The sequence below is a fragment of the Cupriavidus sp. OV096 genome (assembly GCF_900115455.1).
In the GTDB taxonomy this organism is placed as follows: domain Bacteria; phylum Pseudomonadota; class Gammaproteobacteria; order Burkholderiales; family Burkholderiaceae; genus Cupriavidus.
In genome coordinates this window covers 62537-81859 of record NZ_FOWM01000002.1, presented here as the reverse complement: position 1 = coordinate 81859, position 19323 = coordinate 62537, and the positions used below count along the sequence as shown (strand labels likewise).

The 19323-nt window shown below is 67.2% G+C and carries 15 protein-coding genes; 2 read left to right on the top strand and 13 right to left on the bottom strand.

What is annotated here, in order from left to right; all coding sequences use genetic code 11:
• Positions 1 to 63 precede the first annotated feature (63 nt).
• Complete coding sequence (locus tag BM115_RS04360) at positions 64 to 840, bottom strand: NAD(P)H-dependent oxidoreductase (RefSeq protein ID WP_092291038.1); 777 nt, start codon at positions 838 to 840, stop codon at positions 64 to 66.
• A gap of 90 nt (positions 841 to 930) precedes the next feature.
• On the opposite strand from BM115_RS04360, the gene BM115_RS04355 reads away from it, so the two are divergent.
• Positions 931 to 1830 carry a LysR family transcriptional regulator gene (locus BM115_RS04355; RefSeq protein WP_092291036.1) on the top strand — a complete coding sequence of 300 codons (900 nt, stop codon included), beginning with the start codon at positions 931 to 933 and terminating at the stop codon, positions 1828 to 1830.
• A 5-nt stretch (positions 1831 to 1835) separates the two neighbouring features.
• Here BM115_RS04355 and BM115_RS04350 read toward each other — a convergent pair whose 3' ends face one another.
• The 5 genes from BM115_RS04350 to BM115_RS04330 all read right to left on the bottom strand — a co-directional run bounded on the left by BM115_RS04350 (position 1836) and on the right by BM115_RS04330 (position 9598).
• Positions 1836 to 5051, bottom strand: a complete 3216-nt coding sequence (locus tag BM115_RS04350; RefSeq protein WP_092291034.1) for an efflux RND transporter permease subunit — start codon at positions 5049 to 5051, stop codon at positions 1836 to 1838.
• 3 nt (positions 5052 to 5054) lie between these two features.
• A complete protein-coding gene (locus BM115_RS04345) occupies positions 5055 to 6290 on the bottom strand; it encodes an efflux RND transporter periplasmic adaptor subunit (RefSeq protein WP_092291032.1) in 1236 nt (411 codons plus the stop codon).
• A 273-nt stretch (positions 6291 to 6563) separates the two neighbouring features.
• Positions 6564 to 7208, bottom strand: a complete 645-nt coding sequence (locus BM115_RS04340) for an MOSC domain-containing protein (protein WP_092291030.1) — start codon at positions 7206 to 7208, stop codon at positions 6564 to 6566.
• A gap of 75 nt (positions 7209 to 7283) precedes the next feature.
• Positions 7284 to 8444 carry an MFS transporter gene (locus tag BM115_RS04335; protein ID WP_092291028.1) on the bottom strand — a complete coding sequence of 387 codons (1161 nt, stop codon included), beginning with the start codon at positions 8442 to 8444 and terminating at the stop codon, positions 7284 to 7286.
• A gap of 140 nt (positions 8445 to 8584) precedes the next feature.
• A complete protein-coding gene (locus tag BM115_RS04330; RefSeq protein ID WP_092291026.1) occupies positions 8585 to 9598 on the bottom strand; it encodes a D-2-hydroxyacid dehydrogenase family protein in 1014 nt (337 codons plus the stop codon).
• 569 nt (positions 9599 to 10167) lie between these two features.
• Here BM115_RS04330 and BM115_RS04325 point away from each other — a divergent pair.
• Complete coding sequence (locus BM115_RS04325; protein WP_092291024.1) at positions 10168 to 12024, top strand: phosphoenolpyruvate carboxykinase (GTP); 1857 nt, start codon at positions 10168 to 10170, stop codon at positions 12022 to 12024.
• Positions 12025 to 12068: 44 nt separating this feature from the next.
• On the opposite strand, the gene BM115_RS27570 is transcribed toward BM115_RS04325, so the two are convergent.
• The 7 genes from BM115_RS27570 to BM115_RS04295 all read right to left on the bottom strand — a co-directional run bounded on the left by BM115_RS27570 (position 12069) and on the right by BM115_RS04295 (position 19295).
• Positions 12069 to 12356: a contact-dependent growth inhibition system immunity protein gene (locus BM115_RS27570; protein ID WP_177219848.1), complete on the bottom strand. Its 288-nt coding sequence runs from the start codon at positions 12354 to 12356 to the stop codon at positions 12069 to 12071.
• A complete protein-coding gene (locus tag BM115_RS27030) occupies positions 12292 to 12804 on the bottom strand; it encodes an RNase A-like domain-containing protein (RefSeq protein ID WP_143093852.1) in 513 nt (170 codons plus the stop codon). Before BM115_RS27030 ends, BM115_RS27570 begins: the two co-directional genes overlap by 65 nt.
• A 217-nt stretch (positions 12805 to 13021) precedes the next feature.
• Complete coding sequence (locus BM115_RS04315) at positions 13022 to 14983, bottom strand: TRAP transporter large permease (protein WP_092291020.1); 1962 nt, start codon at positions 14981 to 14983, stop codon at positions 13022 to 13024.
• Positions 14980 to 15627 carry a TRAP transporter small permease subunit gene (locus BM115_RS04310; RefSeq protein ID WP_092291018.1) on the bottom strand — a complete coding sequence of 216 codons (648 nt, stop codon included), beginning with the start codon at positions 15625 to 15627 and terminating at the stop codon, positions 14980 to 14982. The genes BM115_RS04315 and BM115_RS04310 overlap by 4 nt, the downstream gene beginning before the upstream one ends.
• Positions 15628 to 15729: 102 nt before the next feature.
• Entirely contained in the window at positions 15730 to 16860 is a 1131-nt protein-coding gene (locus BM115_RS04305) for a TRAP transporter substrate-binding protein (RefSeq protein WP_092291016.1), read from the bottom strand.
• Between the two features lie 312 nt (positions 16861 to 17172).
• The gene (locus tag BM115_RS04300) at positions 17173 to 17880 is read right to left on the bottom strand and encodes a response regulator (protein ID WP_255370692.1); all 708 of its coding nucleotides are present in this window, start codon (positions 17878 to 17880) and stop codon (positions 17173 to 17175) included.
• Positions 17877 to 19295 carry a cache domain-containing protein gene (locus BM115_RS04295; RefSeq protein WP_092291014.1) on the bottom strand — a complete coding sequence of 473 codons (1419 nt, stop codon included), beginning with the start codon at positions 19293 to 19295 and terminating at the stop codon, positions 17877 to 17879. Before BM115_RS04295 ends, BM115_RS04300 begins: the two co-directional genes overlap by 4 nt.
• Positions 19296 to 19323 lie beyond the last annotated feature (28 nt).

The window sequence follows — 19323 nt, the reverse complement described above, 5'->3', positions numbered from 1 at the left end:
GACTATCCAATGATCGCCGCTGCCAAGCCACGCATAGTACCGGCACCGGTCCCAAGCGCCCTCCTATTCCATATGCGCGGCGAAGCCTTTGCGGTCAGGCGCGATATCGTCGCGCAGCGTCAGGGCCGGAATCTCGTATTGCCCCGAGTTCTGCGGGCGATAGGGGATCGGCGCCGTCTCGAACAGCGTATCGAGCCGTGCGCCCAGCGCCTCGCGGATCGACGCGAAGCGCGCGTCATCCATCTTCCCGCTGCGATAGGAGACGAAGGGCGGCAGCACGTCGAAGCCGGGGTAGTACAGCACGCCGTGCTGGATCGGGAACAGCAGATCGTCGATGGGGCCGTTGATACCGCGCGCGCTGTAGTGCGAGTCCCAGCCGCCCGTGGTCACCACCAGCATCGCCCGCTTGCCCTTGAGCGAGCCTTCGCCGTAGCGGTCGCCCCAGCGCGCGTCCGAGTGCTCGCCCACGCCGTAGGCGAAGCCATAGGCGTACACGCGCTCGACCCAGCCTTTCATGATGGCCGGCATGGAGAACCACCAGAGCGGGAACTGGAAGATCACGGCGTCGGCCCAGCGCAGCTTGTCCTGCTCGGCGGCGATGTCGGGGCTTTGCCAGCCGCCTTCGAACGCGCGCTTCGAGTCGAGCGAAGGATGGAACGGCGTACCGGCCTGGCGCTCGAGCGTGTCGCCGGCGTCGAGCTGCGGCTTCCAGCCCATCGCATAGAGGTCCGAGACCTGCACCGCGTGGCCGTTGGCCGCGAGCCGCTGCATCGCAAAATCCTTGAGCGAACCGTTCAGCGAGGTCGGTTCGGGGTGGGCGTAGACAATCAGCACGTTCATGGCGGGTCTCTGTCGATGGGAAGGGATGCCCCAAGGATGGACGGCCGTCCGGTATATTGGAAATGAATTTCCAATATCCTAGGTATTGCGATGACTAATCTCAGGCGTCTGGACCTGAATCTGCTGCTGACGCTCGATGTGCTGCTGGCCGAGCACAACGTCACGCGTGCGGCAGAGCGGCTGCATTACTCGCAGCCCTCGGTGAGCGTGCATCTGGCCAAGCTGCGCGAGATCTTCGGCGATCCGCTGTTGCTGCCCGGGCCGCGCGGCATGCGGCCCACGGCCCGCGCCGAGTCCTTGCGCGAGCCGCTGCGGCAGGCGCTGGCGGCGCTGGAAGCCGCCGTGGCGCCGTCCAGCCCGTTCGACCCCGCGCAGGCGGACCACACCTGGCGCGTGGCCGCCACCGACTATGGCGAATCGACCATCGTGCTGCCGGCGCTGAGCACCATCCGCGCGGCGGCGCCGGGCGCGCGGCTGGCGGTGCTCGACATGGTGCCGGCCAGCATCGCCCGGCAGGCGGAGCAGGGCGAGATCGACCTCGCCTTCCACACCTCCGATGGCGCGCCGCCCGGCCTGCGCCGCCGCGCGCTGTTCACCGAGCGCTACGTGCTGGTGGGCCGCGCCGGCCATCCGCGCCTGAAGCGGCGGCCCACGCTGGCGCAGTTTGCCGAACTGGAGCATGTGATGGTGTCGCCCGATGGCGGCGGCTTCTTCGGCGTGACGGACACCGCGCTGGCGGCGGCCGGCGCCACGCGCCGCGTGGTGTTATCGGTGCCGCACTTCCTGTTCGTGCGCGCGGTGCTGGAGCGCACGGACCTCGTGGCGATGCTGCCCGAGCGACTGCTGCGCGATACGGTAACGCTGGAGGTGGTAGAGGCGCCGGTGGAGGTGCCCGGCTATGAGATGTCGATGTTGTGGCACGAGCGCGCCCATCGCGACCCCGCGCACCAGTGGCTGCGCGAATGCATCGCGCAGGCCACCAGTGTCTAGCAGGATCAGTGCGTGACCGCCGCCGGCTCGCGTTCCGCGAGCGGGTTGCCTTCCGAATCGATCTGCAGCGGACCCGTGCCGGAGAACCGGTCGAGCGCGAGGTAGATCACCGGCGTGATGAACAGCGTGATGACCTGCGAGAACAGCAGGCCGCCCACCACGGCCAGACCCAGCGGCTGGCGCAGCTCGGCACCGGCGCCCAGGCCCAGCGCCAGCGGCAGCGCGCCCATCACGGCCGCGAAGGTCGTCATCATGATCGGCCGGAAGCGCAGCAGGCAGGCCTGCCGGATCGCCTTGGCCGGCGCCATGCCGTGGTCGCGCTGCGCCGCGAGCGCGAAGTCGATCATCATGATCGCGTTCTTCTTGACGATGCCAATCAGCATCAGCACGCCAATCGTCGCGATCAGCGACAACTCCACGTTGAACAGGAACAGCGTCAGCAAGGCGCCGATGGCCGCCGACGGCAGCCCGGCCAGAATGGTCAGCGGGTGGATGTAGCTCTCGTACAGCACGCCCAGCAGCGTATAGATCACCGCAATAGCCGCCACCAGCAGCACCACCTGCGTGGCCTGCGACGACTGGAACACCGCCGCATCACCGCCCCAGCTGGTGAAGATGGCTGGCGGCATGTCGATCTCCTGCTTGTAGCGGTCGATCTTGGCCGAAGCGTCGCCCAGCGCCGCGCCCGGCGCGAGGTTGAACGACACCGTCACCGACGGCAGTTGCCCCTGGTGGTTCACCGCAATCGGCCCCACCCGGCGCTCGGTCGTGGCAAACGCCGACACCGGCACCATCTGCCCGGTCTTGCTGCGCACGTAGAGCTTGGAGAACGCCGTCTCGTCCACGCGATCCACATCGGCGGCGGTCAGGATCACGTAGTAATTGTCGATCGGCGTGTAGATGGTCGACACCTGCCGCTCGCCAAACGCCGTGTACAGCGCCGTGCGCACGTCCTGCATCTGCACGCCCAGCGCGTTGGCCTTGTCCCGGTCGATGGTCAGCTGCGCTTCCAGGCCCGATTGCTGGGAATCGCTCGTCACATCGCGGAAGATCGGCTCGGCGCGCATCTTGGCCATGATCTTGTCGCTGTACTCCTGGAGCTGGCCCGCCTTCACGCTCTGCAGCGTGTACTGGTAGCGGCTCTTGCTCTGGCGCCCGCCCAGCCGCAGGTTCTGCACCGGCGAGAAGTACACCGCCAGCCCCGGCACGCTGGACACGTCCTTGCGCAGCGACTCCACCACCTGCGGCATCTTCGGCCGCTCGTCCAGCGGCTTCAGTTCCACGAACATCCGGCCCGTGTTGATGGCCGGCGAATTGCCGCCGCCAATCGACGCCACCACGCTCTTCACCGCCGGATTGGCGCGGATCCGCTCGGCGGCATCGCGCAGGCGGTCGGACATGGCATCGAACGAGATGTCCTGCGGCCCTTCGGCGTTGACCTGGATCTGGCCGATGTCTTCCTCGGGGAAGAAGCCCTTCGGAATCTTGACGAACAGCACGGCGGTCAGCACGAAGGTCAGCCCCGCCACGCCGAGCACGAAACGCCGGTGCGCCAGGCACCAGTCCAGGCCGGTAGCGTACTTATGGAGCGTCCACTCGAAGAGGTCCTCGAACCACTGCGTGCTGCGCATGCCAATGGTCTGCTTCTGCTGCACGCGCGGCGCGGCGGCGCTGGCCGCACCGGAGGCGTGGTCGCCATGGTCGCCATAGGCGTGCTGCGACTCGTCCACCGGCACGTTCTCGGCCGAGAGAAAGCGCGCGCAGAGCATCGGGATCAGCGTCAGCGAGACCACCGCCGAGACCAGAATCGACAGCGACACCACTGCGGCGAACTCGTGGAACAGCAGCCCGATCACGCCCGGCATGAAGAAGATCGGGATGAACACGGCCACCAGCGAGATCGAGATCGACAGGATCGTGAAGCCCATCTCGCGCGAGCCCACCAGCGCGGCCTTGAGCGGCGGCACGCCTTCCTCGATGTGCCGCACGATGTTCTCAAGCATCACGATGGCGTCGTCCACCACCAAGCCCACCGCCAGCGTGATGGCCAGCAGGGAGACGTTGTCCAGGCTGTAGCCGAACGCCTTCATCAGCGCCACCGTGCCGATCAGCGAGATCGGCAGGGACACCGTCGGTATCAGCGTGGCGGCGGCGCGGCGCAGGAACAGGAAGATCACCATCACCACCAGCCCCACGGTCAGCGCCAGCGTGAACTGCACGTCATGGATCGACTCGCGGATGGAGCGCGAGCGGTCGTTCACCACGTTCACGCTGACCGAACCGGGCATCTGCTGGATCAGGCGGGGCAGGGCGGCCTTGATGGCATCCACCACGGCCACGGTGTTGGCGTCCGGCTGGCGCAGCACGGCCAGCACGATGGAGCGCTCGTTGTTGAGCCAGCTACCGGTCTTGATGGTCTCGACGCCGTCTTCCACATCGGCCACGTCCGAGAGCCGCACCACGGCGCCGCTCGGCTGGCTGGCCACGATGATGTTGCGGAACGCCTCGGCGCTGGTCATCTGCCGATTGGCCTGGATGGTCAGGGTCTGGCGTGCGCCGTCCAGCGTGCCGACCGGCGTATTGGCGTTGGCGCGGTTCAGCGCGGTGGCCAGCTCGTCGAGCGTGAGCCCGCGCGCCGCCAGCGCGTCCGGGTGGGCGCGCACGCGCACCGAAAAGCGCTTCTGGCCGAAGATCTGCACCTGCGCCACGCCGGGCAGCGTGGCCAGCGTCGGGGAAATCAGGTTGTCGCCGAACGCGTTCAGCTCCGCCAGGCTCATCGCGGGCGAGTTGATCGCCAGCAGCAGCACCGGCGCATCGGCCGGGTTCACCTTGCGGTAGGACGGCGGCACGGTCATCTCGATCGGCAGCGAACGCTGGGCGCGGAACAGCGCCGCCTGCACGTCCACGGCCGCATCGTCGATGTTGCGGTCGCTGTTGAACTCGATCGTGATGCTGGAATTGCCCAGCGTGTTGGACGAACTGATGACGGTGACGCCTGGAATCGTGGCGAACTGCTTCTCCAGCTGCGTGGCCACCGAGGCGGCCATGGTCTCGGGGCTCGCCCCGGGCAGCGTCGCCGTGACCTGGATCACCGGCGAGTTGAAGCTGGGCAGCGCCGCGATGGGAATCGTCGGATACAGCACGATGCCCGTCACGATGACGGCCAGGCACAGCAGCACCGTCATGACGGGCCGGCGGATACAGAGTTCGGACAGCGTCATGGTCTAGTGCTTGTCTGCCACGGCCGCCGGGGCAGCCGGGGATGAGGCGTCGCGCGGGCGGGCCTCGCGCACCAGCGCGCCGGGGCGCAGGTTCTGCGCGCCCTCGGTCACCACGCGGGCGCCGGGCTGCACGCCCTCGACCACGGCGGCGGCGGCGGTGGTGGCCACCACGGTCACCGGCACGCGCGTCACGGTGTGGTCCGCGCCCACGGTGTAGACGAAGCGGCCTTCCGGGCCGGTGATGACGGCCTGCGGCGGCACGCTGAGGGCGCCCCGAAGCACCTGCACCGTGGCGCTGACGTTGGCGTAGGTGCCCGGCCAGAGCCGCTGCGCCTGATTGTCGAACATCGCCTTCACGCGGATGCTGCCGTACTGCGGGTCCACGGTGTTGTCGACGAAGGTGATCTTGCCGGTCACGGGGGCCTTGTTGCCGTCGTTGGGCACGGCGGTCACCTCGACCGGGCCGGCGTGCAGCGCCTCGCGCAGCGCGGCGAGCTGGCGCTCGGGCAGCGTGAAGCTGACGGTAACCGGCGAGATCTGCGCCACGGTCACCATCGGCGTCACCGTGGCGGGGGTGACGAGCGAGCCCGGGAAGACGTTGATCACGCCGGTGCGGCCGCCAATCGTCGCGCGGATGGCGCCGTAGCTGATGGCCACGCGGCTGGCCTCGATCGCGGCCTGGTCGGCGCGGATGGTGGCCTCGAAGCCGTCCAGCTTGGCCTGGGCCGTATCCACGGCGCTCTTGGAGACGAAATTGCGCTCCAGCAGCTCCTGGCTGCGCGAGAGCGTGCGGCGGGCATCGGACAGGTCGGCCTGGTCGCGCATCAACTGGGCGCGGGCTTTGGCCAGGTTTGCCTCGTCCATGCGGGTGTCGAGCGAGAACAGCAAATCGCCCGGCTTCACAGTCTGGCCTTCCTTGATATGCACGGTCTGGACGGTGCTGGACACCTGCGGCCGCACCTCCACGGTCTGCATGGCCGTGACGGTGCCGTTGGCGGTGACTTCCAGCGGTACATCGCCCTGCTGGACGATGGCCGTGGCCACCGCCGTGACGGTCGGGCCCTTGGCCGCCGGCTTGGGCGCGAACCACGTCTTGTAGCCAAACCAGCCCGCCCCGGCAATGACGATCACCGCCACGATGGCGATCCAGGGCGAAGTGCGGCCGCGCCCCGTGCTGGTGGACGCGCTCCAGTTGCCATCGACGAAGCCCTTGGGCCGGTCGATCCCGTCTGTTTTCATGTGAGGACCCTCAAACACCGCATGGCGCGCGCCCGCTCCCCGGCACCGGCTTCTTGGAACCGGTTTGCCCGCGCAAACCACTACTAGTACCGCGCCTTGGCTTTTCAGGCCAGCGCGTCGTATTACAACCTGTTACAGCGCCAATAGGGGATAGGCGGGCCGGGGGAGGGAGATCTGGCCCGAAGACGCTTGTATCTGACTTAAAACATTAGCAGAAAAGCACGGTCGGGCCACTCCGGACTAACGCTGGAAGGGGGTGGAACGTCGATTTCGTTACGGATTGGTGCGCCGATTGATGTTTTCCACCGACACTTCACGCGGCCCCGGGATCACCACGGCGGCATCGCCGGCCCGGATCACCCCCGGCGTGGCCACGCTCAGGTACACGCCCGAATAGCCGCTGCGCACCATGTCGCGCACCGCCTGGGCATAGCCGAGGATGGCGTTGAGCTTGTAGCAGGGCTGGCGCGGTGCGCGCACCACCAGTTCCACCTCGCCCACGCGCAGCTGGTCACCTATCCACAGGGCGGATTCGAGCAGCCCCTGCAGGGTCAGGTTCTCGCCCATGGCGCCGAAGGCCAGCGGGCGCTCGGCCTCTTCGACACCGGCCTCGCGGCGGCGCGCGTTCCACCAGGTGTAATGCTCGATCGGGTACGCATAGACCGCCCGGTCCCGCCCGCCGTGAACGGTCAGGTCGGCCTGCTCGTCGCCGGCCAGCCCGCGCAGGTGCACGCCGACGGCAATCGGATGATGCAGCGTACTGAGCGGATGCTTGCGGATGGCGGAGAGCACTACGGCTTCGGTGCCGGCCCCGGCCACCACCAGCGGCAGGCGGATGCCGACATTGACGGCCAGCACGCGGCCGGTGGCGCCACCGCCCGAGGCGGCTGGGTTGGGACGGGGATCGGTCTCGGCCACGGTACGCCCTCCTTGCGTGTGCGGGGCCGCGCGGGCTCGTGGTCCCGCGCTGCTTTGGGACTGCTACGACATCTGCTACGCGCTGCGCGGTGTCCAGTGGCAGCCGAGCGCCCGCGCCCGCTGCGAAATCGCCAGTCCGAGCGCGATCAGCACCGCCGCACCCCAGTGCAGCGCATCGGGCCCGGCCAAGGTATAGATGGCCGCCCCGGCCATGGCGCCCAGCGCCTGGCCCAGGTAAATCGAAGAGGAATTGAGCGAGATGGACGCCGCGGCCTGGTCCGGCCCCAGCAGCACCAGCCGGGCCTGCTGGGCGCTGTTGGTGGCGAATCCGCCCACGCCCCAGAGCATGAACAGCGCCACCAGCGCGCCAACATGCCAGCCGGCCAGCGGCCACAGCAGCATGGCGGCCAGCGAGGTGGTCAGCGCCACCTGCACGATGCGGCTCGGCGTCACGCGGTCCATGCGCGAGGCGGCCACCACGTTGCCGGTCACGCCGCAGATCCCGTAGGCCAGGAACATCAGGCTCAGCGCGCCGCCGCTGATACCGAAGCGGTCCCGCATCAGCGGGGCGATGTAGGTAAACATCGTGAACATGCCGGCCGACTGGATCATCGTGGTGGTCACCACCAGCATGATCGGCTTGTGGCGCAGCACGGCCGCCCACGCCTTGCGGCCCACCGGCGCCACCTGAAGCCCGGCCGGCAACGCGCGCCAGACCGCCATCGACACGATCAGCGACAGCCCGCCCACCAGCCCCATGCTGACGCGCCAGCCCAGCGTGCTGGAAATGAACGTGCCCAGCGGCACGCCCACCACGCTGGCCACGCTCCAGCCCAGAAAGACAAAGCTGATGGCCCGCCCGCGCGTGCGGGCATCCACCAGCAGCGGCAGCGTGGCGGCGGCCTGCGGGGTGTAGATGGCGGCGCCGATGGCCGTGACGAAGCGGATCGCCATCAGCATGGCGAAGCTGGGCGCCAGCGCGGCGGCGAGGTGCATCGCCCCGTAGACCAGCAGCGCCCCGGCCAGCAGCAGGCGGCGGTCGATGCGGGAGCCGATCGTGGCGAACAGCGGCGCGCCCACGCAGGTGGCGATGGCGAACACCGAGATCAGCTGACCGGCCGTGGCGGCGCTGAGCGCGAAATCGGCGGCAATGTCGTTGAGCATGCCGGTGACGATCATCGCGCCGGTGCCGATGACGAAGTTGCCGACGCACAGCGCCAGGAGCCTGGGATCCATGAAATTTAGGGGGATGGGGCGACAGATTGCCCCGAGTGTAGCGGCTTTGGCGCAATCCGGACCGGCGCCAATGTGGGGAAGGAGACGCTCGCCGAGCGTCTCCTTGGGGGCTGCGGCCCCCGGCCGCACTGTCTAATAACTTAGCGCGACAGGGTGGGCGTCAGCGCCTTGGGATTGGCCACGCTTTCGTGATTGCCGTCCAGCACGTCGAGGATGTTCTGGAACGCGGTGCGGAAGTACAGCTCGTAGCTGTCGCGCTCCACATAGCCCAGGTGCGGCGTGCAGATGCAGTTCTCCATGCGCAGCAGCGCGTGGCCCTGCAGGATCGGCTCGGACTCGAATACGTCCACGGCCGCCATGCCGGGGCGGCCCCGGTTCAGCGCGGCGACCAGCGCGCCATCCTCGATCAGCTCGGCCCGGCTGGTGTTGACGAACAGCGCCGTGGGCTTCATGCGCTGCAGGTCGGCCAGCTTGACGATGCCGCGCGTCTCGTCGTTCAGGCGCAGATGGAGCGACAGCACGTCGCTCTCGGCAAACAACTGCTCGGCGGACGCGGCCACGTTCAGCCCGTCCTCACGCGCAGCCTGCTGGGAGGCCTCGCGGCCCCAGACCAGCACGTTCATGCCGAACGCCCGCCCATAGCCGGCCAGGAGCCGGCCGATCTTGCCGTAGCCCCAGACACCCAGCGTCTGGCCGCGCAGCACCTGGCCCAGGCCGAAGTTGGGCGGCATCGTCGTCGATTTCAGCCCCGACTGCTGCCAGGCGCCGTGCTTCAGGCTGGCCACGTACTGGGGAATGCGGCGCTGGGCCGCCATGATCAGCGCCCAGGTCAGTTCGGCCGGGGCCACTGGCGAGCCCACGCCCTGGAGCACGGCCACGCCGCGGTCGGTGCAGGCGTCGATATCCACATGGCCGCCGGCGCGGCCGGTCTGGCTGATGATCTTCAGGCGCGGCAGCTTTTCAAGTAACTGACGCGTCACACGGGTGCGCTCGCGGATCAGGACCACGGCTTCCACATCGGAGAGGCGCGCGGCCAGCTGGCCCACGCCCTTGACGGTGTTGTTGAACACCTTGACGTCGTGGCCTTCCAGCAGGGCGAAGCACGGCAGCTTGCGCACCGCGTCCTGGTAATCGTCGAGAACGGCAATCTTCATCGGTGACTCTTTGGCTTGAGGAGCGACATCGGGGCGGCGGCTTGGTGCGCACGGCAACAGAATCAGCGCGCGCCCGACAGTATTGTGGGCCGACCTGACGCAACATTGAACCCAGACATGGCTCGTTCCGCATCCGCGTGCGCCCTTGCCGACCCGCCAAAACGGGGCGCCGGATGCCTCGGCACAATGTTGCGCAGCAAAAAACAGGCGGAGTTTGCGGTGGTATCCTTGCCCGCTTCTGCGACGCGGCGGGCCGGATGCGACGGTAGAGCCACGCTCCCGCCCATCGCCCCGCGCCGCCGGACAAAGCCCGACCGGCCCCTGCCGCCCGCCATATGCGGGCGAAGCGCAACTGTAGCGCAGCCGCAGGGACCGCTGCGACCCTTGGGCGGATTTGCTTGTTGCGTAGTTGTAACGGGATGTGACGATTGCGTGCCCGAGTGCCCCATGTCGAACATGGCGCACCGGGCCTCTCATTCCCTCACGCTATGGACGGCGCCGCCCCGGGAGCCTGACACGGTACCCGGCAGGGCTTTGCCAAGGTTTCTTTCTCGCTTTGGAGTAGCTGTATGAACCACCCCACAATGCAAGGCACCCCGGCACTGAACGTGCCGTCCTGGGTCAAGAACCAGAAACTGGTCGCATGGGTTACCGACATCGCCACACTGACCAAACCGGACAGCATCTATTGGTGCGACGGTTCCCAGGAGGAGTACGACCGCCTGTGCGAACAGATGGTCGCTGCCGGTACCATGCGCCGCCTGAACCCCGCCAAGCGCAAGAACTCCTTCCTGGCACTGTCCGATCCGTCCGATGTGGCGCGCGTGGAGGATCGCACCTTCATCTGCTCCGAGAAGAAAGAGGACGCCGGCCCGACCAACAACTGGACTGCCCCGCGTGAGATGCGCCAGACGCTGTCCGGCCTGTTCGACGGCTGCATGCGCGGCCGCACGCTGTATGTGGTGCCGTTCTCGATGGGCCCGCTGGGCTCGCCGATCGCCCATATCGGCGTGGAACTGTCCGATTCCCCGTACGTGGCCGTCAACATGCGCATCATGACCCGCATGGGCCGCGCCGTGTATGACGTGCTGGGCGCCGACGGCGAGTTCGTGCCGTGCGTGCACACGGTCGGCAAGCCGCTCGCCGCTGGCGAGAAGGACGTGCCGTGGCCGTGCAACCCGACCAAGTACATCGTCCACTTCCCCGAAACCCGCGAGATCTGGTCGTTCGGCTCCGGCTACGGCGGCAACGCGCTGCTGGGCAAGAAGTGCTTCGCGCTGCGCATCGCCTCGACCATGGGCCGCGACGAAGGCTGGCTGGCCGAGCACATGCTGATCCTCGGCGTGACCTCGCCCAAGGGCAAGAAGTACCACGTGGCCGCCGCGTTCCCGTCGGCCTGCGGCAAGACCAACTTCGCCATGCTGATCCCGCCCAAGGGCTTCGAGGGCTGGAAGGTCACCACCATCGGCGACGACATCGCCTGGATCAAGCCGGGCCAGGACGGCCGTCTCTACGCCATCAACCCGGAAGCCGGCTACTTCGGCGTGGCCCCGGGCACGAGCGAGAAGACCAACTTCAACGCCATGGCCACGCTCAAGGAGAACGTGATCTTCACCAACGTGGCGCTGACCGATGACGGCGACGTGTGGTGGGAAGGCATGACCAAGGAAGCCCCGGCGCACCTGGTCGACTGGCAGGGCAAGGACTGGACGCCGGCCATCGCCCGCGAAACCGGCGCCAAGGCGGCCCACCCGAACGCGCGCTTCACGGCGCCGGCCTCGCAGTGCCCGTCGATCGACGAGAACTGGGACAACCCGGCCGGCGTGGCCATCGATGCCTTCATCTTCGGCGGCCGCCGCAGCACCACGGTGCCGCTGGTGACCGAGGCCCGCAACTGGACCGAAGGCGTCTACATGGCCGCCACGATGGGCTCCGAAACCACCGCCGCGGCCGCTGGCCAGCAAGGCGTGGTGCGCCGCGACCCGTTCGCCATGCTGCCGTTCTGCGGCTACAACATGAGCGACTACTTCGGCCACTGGCTGGCACTCGGCAAGAAGCTCGAAGCCGCCGGCGCCAAGCTGCCGAAGTTCTACTGCGTGAACTGGTTCCGCAAGGACGCCGACGGCAACTTCGTCTGGCCGGGCTTCGGCGAGAACATGCGCGTCCTGTCGTGGATGATCGACCGCGTGGAAGGCCGCGGCCAGGGCGCCGAGCACGTCTTCGGCACCTCGCCCCGCTACGCGGACCTGAACTGGAGCGGCGTGGACTTCTCGGAAGCGCAATTCCAGCAAGTCACCTCGATCGACCACGCCGCCTGGCAGCAGGAACTGGCGCTGCACGACGAACTGTTCACCCAGCTGCAGCACAACCTGCCGCAGGATTTGGTGGAAACGAAGGACAAGCTGGCCAAGCGGCTGGCAGCCTGAGGGTTCGGGTTGGAATGAAGAAGGGCGCCGCAAGGCGCCCTTTTTTATAGGCTATCGTGAATGAGACGCTCGACTTTGCCGAGGAACGCCTCGTGGCTGATTCCCCAGTCGATTTCTTCACGAAACTCCCTGCGATAGGCTTCCTCGAAGTCTCCCGCGTGCTTCGACCTGAATGTCTCGATGTCGCGGAGCACCCGCCTTCGTGTCGCCCCGTCCGACTCGAAAATGTACAGATCCGTCAGGTCTTCGATGCTGTTTCCGAACAGATCAAAATCCTGGTTGAAGTAAGCGCCTAGCAACTGCCATAAATCGGGATACCGGGTTTTGCTCATGGTCGACAATCGGATATGCGGTCAGGATGAAATACGGCATGCCGTTATAGGGCTCGCGGCACAGCACGACAGCGAGTTTGTTCCCATCGCGCGTTGTCCCGGTTTTCCGGGAGGCGACCTTGCCAGTGGATCTGGCCGTGGTTTGCTCTAGTGCGAATCGCGTCGCGCCATAGCCTTCTGCCCATTTCGCTATCCGGCGCCTGTTCGCATGCACGGCCGCGGTGATGGCCAACTCCGCCGTGTCGCAATCCAAAAATGACGATGCCGCTCGCAACCTGGGTTCTTGCGAAAGCCTTTCCCACAATTGCGCTTCCGTGTGGCCGACATGTTCGCGCAACGTATGGCCACCTTGCTGGCCCATGCGGAGCGGCTCTCCCGCCAGCACCGCCTCTAGTTGCTCCGCGCTCATGACAATGCGTAGGCCATCTATCTCGTCTTCTTGCGTCATCGGCGAATCTCGATAAAGGAGAGGCCAGACCCTACCGTTCTACCGTATGTGGGGGATTGAGATGACGCAACGTCAGGCGGGAACAAGGAAATTGCGAGATGGCCACCCACGATGGAGCGGGCGCCGGTTGTCTCCCCTCTCCCACTGAGGGGAGAGGGAGCAAACCTCGTGGCAGGGAACTGCCACTTGGGCGTCGTTTGCGGCGTCGCCGCCGTACCTACCGATACAACACCTGCGGCAGCCACAGACCAATCCCCGGGAAGATATAGAGCAGCGCCAGCGCCAGGATCTGGATCGCCATGAACGGCAGCATGCCGGCGAAGATCTGGTTCAGGGTGACGTGGGGTGGGGCCACGCCCTTGAGGTAGAACGCCGCCATCGCCACTGGCGGGGAGAGGAAGGCCGTCTGGAGGTTCAGCGCCACCAGCAGGCCGAAGAACAGCGGGTCGATGCCGAAGTTGTCGAGCAGCGGGATGAAGATCGGCATGAAGATGATGATGATCTCAGTCCATTCCAGCGGCCAGCCGAGCAGGAAGATGATGACCTGCGCCAGGATCATGAACTGCACCGGGGTCAGGTTCAGGGACAGTACCCACTCCTCGACCAGCGCCTGGCCGCCCAGCAGGGCGAAGGCGGCGGAGAAGATGGACGAGCCGACGAACAGCCAGCACACCATCGCGCTGGTCTTGGCCGTCAGGAACACCGAGTCGCGCACCACGCCGTAGTTGAGCTGGCCGTACGCCAGGGCCAGCAGGGCGCCGCCGAGCGAGCCGACCGCCGCCGCCTCGGTGGGCGTGGCCAGGCCGAAGACGATGGAACCCAGCACCGCCAGGATCATCACGGCCAGCGGGAAGAACGACGACAGCAGCATCTTGAAGATCTCGAGCCGCGCGAAGTCGAACCGCCAGTAGAAATACACCAGCAGCAACGCCACCACGGCCAGCGTCACCCAGAACCACGTGGGGGCGGGTCGGGATTCGGCGGTGGCATCGGCTGCCCCATCGGCGGCTGGCTTCGCCAGCGTCGGCTTGGCCTCGGCGGGTGCCGGGGCCGGCATCTGGGCGATGGGCGGGGCGGCGGGCGTGGCCGGCGTCAGCGCATCGGCCGCCGGGCTGGCTTCTTCGGGAGGGGCCTGGAGACTGTCGAACGATGCCTCCCCCTCGGAAGATGACGATGACGACGACACCGCGCCCATCTCCTCGAGCCCGCCCGCGCCGGCGGCCACCAGCGGCGAGGTCACGGCCGCGTACATCAGGCTCATCGACACCGCCACGAAGACCGCCGGCATCAGCGTCACGCCGAGCTGGCGCGCCACGTCGCGCATCGGCACATCGACATTGCGCCGGCCCTTGAGCCCCACCATCAGCGCCGGCAGGGCGCGCCGGCTCACGGTGTCGCGCAGCGTGGTGGCCATCGGCGAGAGGCGCACCACGCGCTCCTCGGCCGACAGCGGCGGCGCCAGCGCCGGCCGCAGCTTCGCCAGCACAATCACATAAACGATATAGAGCCCCGCCAGCAGCAGCCCGGGGAAGAATGCGCCCGCGTAGAGCTGCACCACCGACACCCCGGCCGTGGCGCCATAGACAATCAGCAGCACCGATGGCGGAATCAGGATGCCCAGGCACCCGCCCGCCGTGACCGCGCCGGCCGAGACCGACGTGCTGTACCCCGCTCGCAGCATGGCCGGGAACGCCAGCAGCCCCATCAGCGTGACCACCGCCCCGACGATGCCTGTGGCCGTGGCAAACACCGCGCAGGTGATCAGCGTGGCCACCGCGAGCGAGCCCGGGATCCACGCCAGCGCCAGGTGCAGGCTGCGGAACAGCTTCTCGATCAGGTTCGCGCGCTCCACCAGGTAGCCCATGAACACGAACAGCGGGATCGAGATCAGCACGTCATTGGTCATCACCGCGTAGGCCCGCTGCACCATCAGGTCCAGCGTCTGCTCCACGGCGATCTCGGGATTGGCGTGCCGGTACGCGAGCCAGGCGAACAGCACCCCCATGCCCATCAGCGTAAAGGCGGTCGGGAAGCCGAGCATGATCGCCACCACGATCAGCGCCAGCATCAGCAGCCCGAGATGGCCGTTCGTCCAGTCCGCGGGCGATGGCATGAACACGAACACGGCGCCGACAATCAATATCATCAGCGACAGGCCGAACCACAGTTCCTTTCTCATCGCGCGATGCCCTCGTATTTTTCCGAAGTCTTGGCCGGTGCGGGCTCGACTGGCGACGCGGGTGTCGCCAGCACGTCCTCGCTGCTCACCATCTGGCGCAGCTTGTCCACATCCACTTCCTCCACGTCATCCTCGCGCGCCGGCCAGCGGCCCTGCTTCAGGCAGACCACGCAGCGGATCACCTCGGCCACGCCCTGCAGCAGCAGGAAGGCGCCTGCCACGGGAATCATGGCCTTGAACGGGTAGATGGGCGGCCCGTCTGCCGCGATCGACGAATGCTCGTTCTGCGCCAACGAGACCTCGAAGAAGTCGATACCGGCCCAGGCCAGTGCGATCACGCCGGGGAAGAAGAAAAGACAATAAAGTACGAGGTCGATGCCTGCCTGCGCGCGTGGCGAGAGAAAGCCGTAGAGGATGTCGCCGCGCACATGACCGCGCTTGGCCAGCGTGTAGGCGCCGGCCAGCATGAACAGCGCGCCGTAGAGCATGTTGCTCACGTCGAACACCCACGCATGGGGAGTGCCCAAGGCGTAGCGGGAGAAAACCTCGTAGCTGATGATCAGTGTCAGCGCGACGATCAGCCACGACGCGGTCTGGCCGACGAAGGTGCTGATCCTGTCGATCCCGAACAGGAGCTTTTGCACGGAGATGCCTTTTCAGGGAACGGTGAGGAAGACGGCCGCCGGCGGGCCCGCGCCATCATGCGCGCCCGCCGCCTGCCTTGTAGCGTGGACCCAGCCTCGAACTCAGCCTTTCTTCGGCGCGAAGTAGTAGGAAGACGCCATCCGATAGTCGACGTTGGTGTCGTTCTGCCAGCGCGTGCTGCGCTGCGCGAACGCCTTCATCGAATCGTTCACCTTCTTGAACATCGGATTCTCCTTCTCCTTCCGCGCCACGATGTCGTCCCAGACCTTGAGCTGCGCCTGCAGCACCGAGTTGGGCGTGGCGTAGAACTTCACGCCCTGTTGCTGCAGCGCCAGGTAGTCCTTCGAATAGCGGTCGATGGCCTTCATCGACATATCGGCGGAACTCGCGTCCACGGCGTTGGCGATCAGCGCGCGCAGCTTCGGGTTCAGGGCGTCGTAGCGCTTCTTGTTGAAGATGATCTCAAACTGCTCCGAGCACTGGTGGAAGCTGCGCAGCATGCAGACCTTCGACACATCCTGGAAGCCCAGCGCGCGGTCCGAACTCGCGTTGTTGAACTCGGCGGCGTCCAGCAGGCCACGGTCCAGTGCCGGCACGATCTCGGCGCCGGGCAGCGCGTTCACGGCCGCGCCCAGCCCGGTGAAGATGTCGATCGACAGCCCCACGGTGCGGAACTTGAGCCCCTTGAAGTCTTCTGGCTTGGTGATCGGCTTCTTGAACCAGCCCAGCGGCTGCGTGGGCATGGGACCGTAGAGGAAGGACACCACGTCGAGGTTCAGGCTGCGGTAGATCTCCTCCTGCAGCTCCTTGCCGCCTCCGAACTTGTGCCAGGCCAGCAGCATGTTCGGGTCCATGCCCCAGGCCGGCCCCGAGCCCCACAGCGCGAGCGCCGAGTTCTTGCCGTACCAGTAGGCAATCACGCCGTGGCCGCCGTCGAGGGTGCCCTTGCTGACGGCGTCGATCAGGTCGAACGCCTTGACCACGGCGCCCGCCGGTAGCAACTCGATCTTGAGTTCGCCGCCGGACATGTCGTTGACCTTCTTGACGAAGTCACCCGCGAACTCGTGAAAAATATCCTTGGTGGGCCAGGTGCTCTGCCAACGCATCGTCACGGGGCCTTGCGCCTTGACGATGGCAGGGAAGCCCATCGTCGCGGTGCCCACGGCGGCGGCGCCGGCACCACCCATGAACTTGCGTCGCGATACCGCGCTGCCTTTCTGCCTTGCTGCCATGACTGTCTCCCCATTATCTGTATTGGATGAACCAATCGACGAACCGCACGGACACCCGCGCGCGCAGGCAAGGCGCCTGCACGCACGGTTGAGAACAGTGGAAGGAAAGAGGTAGCGCGAGGCAGTGGGAAGGGTCCGCAGCATGCACGTGCGGACAATATGAGACATTTCCCCCGACCTTCAGTTGTCTGAATGTTAGGCAACAGGCATCGCGCCAACAATGTAGGGGATACCCGATTCCGCGTGCGGCAGGCCGCAGTCGGATGGCAGGAAAGAAGCTGGGAAGGCGGAGGAAAAGCCGGGGGAGGAGGGCTAGTTGCCGTCCTGCTCGCCGGCGAGCGATTGCACGGCGTACTTCACCAGCCCGGCGCGGCCCTCGATGCCGAGCTTGCGCTTGAGGTTGAGGCGGTGGGTCTCCACCGTCCGCACCGACACGCCGAGTTGCGCGGCAATTTCCTTGTTGGCCAGCCCCCGGCCGATGCCGGCCAGGATGTCTCGCTCGCGTGGCGTGAGCGCGTCCACCGGTCCCACGGTCTGCTCGGCCATGCCGCGCGCGATCCGGGCGCTGTAGAACACGCGCCCGGCCAGCACGGCCTGGATGGCGGCCAGCAGTTCGTCGGCCGGGGCGTCCTTGAGCACGTAGCCGCGCGCGCCGGCACGCATCGCCTGACGCACGTATTCGAGGTTGTCGTGCATCGACACGATCAGCACGGCGAGTTCCGGATAGCGGTCGTGCAGCGCGCCAGCCAGCGCGATGCCGCCCATGCCGCGCATGCCGATGTCGGTGATCACGAGGTCCGGGCGCCGCCCGGGGCCGGCGGCGGCCAGCCAGCCGAGCGCCGCCTCGCCGTCATCGGCCTCGCCCACCACTTCGAGCCCCGGCTGGAGCGTCAGGTGCATGCGCATGCCGTCGCGCACCAGCGCGTGGTCGTCGATCAACAGCACGCGGGCCGGCGTGGCGAGTGCGGGGGCGGAGGGAGACGCCGGGGAGGTCGTGGCGTCGTCGTGCGAAGCGGTCATGACTGCGAAATTTCCGATACGGGGGCTGGGGCGGGCGGTTGGGCGGGCGGTTGGGCTGGAAGACGCGTGGGCAGCGTGGCCACCAGCCGGGTGCCGGCCGGCGAGGAACTCAGCACAAACTGCCCGTCGAGCGCGGCCATGCGCTCGCGCAGGTTGCGCAGCCCGATGCCGCGCTGCGGGTCTGACTGCATGCGGGCGACGTCGAAGCCCGTGCCGTCGTCACGCACCGTCAGCCGCGTGAGCTTGTCTTCAAAGGTGAGCGCCACCTCCACACGCCGCGCATGCGCGTGGCGCTCCACGTTGGTCAGCGCCTCCTGGGCGATGCGGAACAGCGCGGTGGCCTGCTCGTCGGCCAGTTCACAAGGCTGGCCGGTCTGGGTGACGTGGATCTCCAGCGTGCTGCCGGCCTGCATCTCGCGCGCCAGGTGCTGCAGTGCGGCGAACAAACCCAGGTCGTCGAGCAGGGCGGGGCGCAGGTTGCGCGCCACCCGTCGCACCTCGTTGAACACCGAGTCGAGCCGGTTCAGCGCCATGCCCAGCACGGGCGCCACCGAGGCGCCCTCGGTCGGCGCCAGCTTCAGGCGGTTCGTGGCGGCCTCGAGCACCAGCTTCACCGACACCAGCAACTGGCTGATGCCATCGTGCAGCTCGCGCGAAAGTCGCGCGCGCTCCTCCTCCTGCGACTGCACCACGCGCCGGGCCAGCTGATGGAGCTTGGCGTCCGCCTCGCGGTGGTCGCTCACATTGAGGGCGAGGCCGCTCGCCGCCACCAGCAGGATGCTGATGCCGGCAATCACGCCGATCCACGCCATGGTCTCACGGATGTCGGTCTCGGCCCGGGCATCGAGCTGACGTAGCGTACGCTCCACATCGTCGAGATAAATGCCGGTGCCGAGCATCCAGTTCCACGCCGGCACGGCCACGACGTAGCCAAGCTTCGGGGCGAGTTGCTGCGAGGACGGTTTCTTCCACTGGTAGCGCACGGCGCCGCCGCCGGCCTTGGCCGCCATGATCAACTGCTGGATGGTCAGCGCGCCCTGCGGGTCACGCATCAGCCACAAATCCTGGCCGACCAGTTCGGGCTGGCGCGGGTGCATCAGGTTGCGGCCTTGGAGGTCATAGAGGAAGAAGTAGCCGTCCGGGCCGTAGTCGAGCCGCGCCAGGGCTTCCATGGCGGCGCGGCGGGTCTCGGCATCGTTGCGGCCGGAATCGACCATCGGCGCAATGGCGCTCTGCGCCAGTTCCACGTAGTGGCGCAGCTCCACTTCCTTGCTCTGGAGGTAGGCCGCCTCCACCAGCGCGCGCTCGTGGCGGGCCAGCGCGGTGGCCTGATAGCGCACGGCCAAGGCGATGCCGAACATGGCCACCGCAAGCGGCGCCACGGCGAGCAACAGGATCTTCTGGCGGAGTTTCATCTGGATCGGGGGTAAACACCGAGGCCGG